Raw genomic sequence first — 3059 nt, forward strand, 5'->3', positions numbered from 1 at the left:
CAACATTGATGTCGACTGACCCGCCGCTATCGCGAGCAGGCTCGCTCCTACAGGGTCATTCGATGGCCTGTCGTACTGCGAGCAACAGCAGGAAATGCACGGGATACAGCGCATACGCCCAGCGCCGCATCGGTGGTGGTTTTACGCCCCCGGCATGTCGCAACAAGAACAGCCCGAGCCATGGCGCAATCAGACACGTGACGATGGCCGGGATCGCCGCGATATTGCCCAGGCGAGCTGCGTGATACAGCACCTGCCATTGATTGGCCGCCAGGCACACCAGCCCCGGCAACAGTGCGAAATACCAAGGCCGTTGCAGTACCAGCAGCATCGCCAGCGGCAACAGAACGCCATAGAAACCGAACATCAAGCGCTGGGAGAAAAACACTGCCAGAAGTACCGCGCCGACCGCCAGCAGGCGCGACGCAAGCACCGGCTGCTGCCAGCCACGAACCACCAGCAAGCCCAGGGCAAGGGTGGGCAGCACGTTCAAGGTGTCGGGATTGGGAATGAACATTCGGTAAGGCATTTCACTTACCGCGCTAAACAGCAGCAACCACCCCAGATAGCGCCACTGGCCGCTGGTCGTCGTAATCCGCACGCGCGCCAGATTGGCCGCCATCGCCAGGCAGAACCACGGAAACGCCAAGCGTCCCGGCACATACAGCAAATCGGCGGAATACCCGACATATCGCAGGTGATCGAGCACCATGCTCAAAAGCGCCAGCCACTTGAGCAGATCCAGTGCCCCGTCGCGCTGCTTTAAGTGCATGGCCTTGTGCATGGTCTTGTGCATGCTCTTGTACATAGTCACGTGCATAATTGCCCTTCGACCGTGTATTTTCCCGACAGCGACATCCTGTGCGCTCCACCTGACGATCTTGGGTACAGTGCGCACCCTCATTGACCACGGGACGCTTCACCATAGGCATCTCGACCACGGAAGCAGGCCATGACCGACAAGAGCCAACAATTCGCCAGCGACAACTATTCCGGTATCTGCCCTGAAGCCTGGGCGGCCATGGAACAGGCCAACCACGGCCACCAGCGCGCATACGGCGACGACGAGTGGACCGCCCGCGCGTCCGACGATTTCCGCAAACTGTTTGCAACCGACTGCGAAGTGTTTTTCGCCTTCAACGGCACCGCCGCCAACTCGCTGGCGCTGTCGTCGCTGTGCCAGAGTTACCACAGCGTGATCTGCTCGGAAACCGCCCACGTCGAAACCGACGAATGTGGCGCCCCGGAATTCTTCTCCAACGGCTCCAAACTGCTGATCGCCCGCACCGAAAACGGCAAATTGACCCCGGATTCGATCCGCGAGGTCGCGCTCAAGCGCCAGGATATCCACTACCCGAAACCTCGTGTGGTGACCCTGACCCAGGCCACCGAAGTCGGCAGCGTCTACACCCCGGACGAAATCCGCGCCATCAGCGCCACCTGCAAGGAACTGGGCCTGAACCTGCACATGGACGGCGCGCGCTTCTCCAACGCCTGCGCATTCCTCGGCTGCACCCCGGCCGACCTGACCTGGAAGGCCGGTGTCGACGTGCTGTGCTTCGGCGGCACGAAAAACGGCATGGCGGTGGGCGAGGCGATTCTGTTCTTCAACCACAAACTCGCCGAAGACTTCGATTACCGCTGCAAACAGGCCGGGCAACTGGCGTCGAAAATGCGCTTCCTCTCGGCACCATGGGTCGGAATCCTGGAAAACGACGCCTGGCTCAAATACGCCAACCACGCCAACCACTGCGCGCAATTGCTGGCCGAACTGGTCAGCGACATTCCGGGCGTGGAGCTGATGTTCCCGGTACAGGCCAACGGCGTATTCCTGCAACTGTCGGAGCCGGCCATCGCCGCGCTGACCGCCAAGGGCTGGCGCTTCTACACCTTCATCGGCAACGGCGGCGCACGCTTCATGTGCTCGTGGGACACCGAGCAAGAGCGCGTGCGGGAACTGGCGCGGGATATCCGTGAAGTGATGTCTCACTAACGCCACAATCCCTGTGGGAGCGAGCTTGCTCGCGATAAGGCCGGCACCTCCAACATTGATGTCGACTGACCGTCCGCTATCGCGAGCAAGCTCGTTCCCACAAAAGCCAACACCATCTCCCCCTGTTGCTTGCTCCTCGTCTACATTGTTTGTCGAGCCGCTGCTCACATAACAACAATCAGGAGCGTCAGCATGTCATTGCAAGGCAAAACTCTGTTCATCACCGGCGCCAGCCGTGGCATCGGTCGCGAGATTGCGCTGCGGGCCGCACGCGATGGGGCCAACATTGTGATCGCCGCCAAAAGTGCCGAACCCCACCCCAAGCTGCCGGGCACGATTTTCAGTGTGGCCCGGGAAGTGGAAGCCGCAGGCGGCAAGGCGCTGGCCTTGCAGGTAGATGTACGTGAAGAGGATGCCGTACGCGAAGCACTGGCCCAGGCCAACGAACATTTCGGCAGCATCGATGCGCTGATCAATAACGCCGGGGCGATCAAATTGACCGGGGTCCAGCACCTCGAACTCAAGCGCTTTGACTTGATGCACCAGATCAACACCCGTGCCGTGCTGCTGTGCAGCCAGGCCGCCCTGCCCTATTTGAAGAAGTCCGGTGGCCACATCCTCAACCTGTCCCCGCCACTGAACCTGGCCACCAAGTGGTTTGCCCAGTACAGCCCGTACACCGTGACCAAATACGGCATGAGCATGCTGACCTTGGGCATGAGTGAGGAATTCAGGAATTACGGCATCAGCGTCAACTCGCTGTGGCCGCAGACCATGATTGCCACCGCTGCCATCGAGTTTCAGTTGGGGTCGAGGGAGTCATTCAAGCATGCGCGCGTGCCTGCGATCATGGCCGATGCGGCACATGTGATTCTGAGCAGCGCAAACCGCAGCTTGACCGGGCGCTTGTTGATTGATGAGGAAATACTGCGGGAAAGCGGTGTAACGGAGTTCGAGCACTATCGGTTCGCACCGGATAGCAGCGAAAAACTCATGACTGACCTATTCGTTGACTGAAAAAACACCGTACCTGTGGGAGCGAGCTTGCTCGCGATAGCGGTGGATC

At 60.1% G+C, this 3059-nt stretch carries 3 protein-coding genes; 2 read left to right on the forward strand and 1 reads right to left on the reverse strand.

Translation table 11 applies throughout. From position 1 onward, the window contains the following. Positions 1-55: 55 nt before the first annotated feature. Complete coding sequence (locus ACXRVY_RS22055) at positions 56-820, reverse strand: TraX family protein (RefSeq protein ID WP_223456824.1); 765 nt, start codon at positions 818-820, stop codon at positions 56-58. A gap of 132 nt (positions 821-952) precedes the next feature. Here ACXRVY_RS22055 and ACXRVY_RS22060 point away from each other — a divergent pair, with 132 nt between their 5' ends. Further along, the gene (locus ACXRVY_RS22060; RefSeq protein WP_223456822.1) at positions 953-1993 is read left to right on the forward strand and encodes a threonine aldolase family protein; all 1041 of its coding nucleotides are present in this window, start codon (positions 953-955) and stop codon (positions 1991-1993) included. Between the two features lie 192 nt (positions 1994-2185). Next, positions 2186-3010 carry an SDR family oxidoreductase gene (locus tag ACXRVY_RS22065; protein ID WP_223456819.1) on the forward strand — a complete coding sequence of 275 codons (825 nt, stop codon included), beginning with the start codon at positions 2186-2188 and terminating at the stop codon, positions 3008-3010. Positions 3011-3059 lie beyond the last annotated feature (49 nt).

It is taken from the genome of Pseudomonas sp. P5_A2_2 (genome assembly GCF_054177685.1).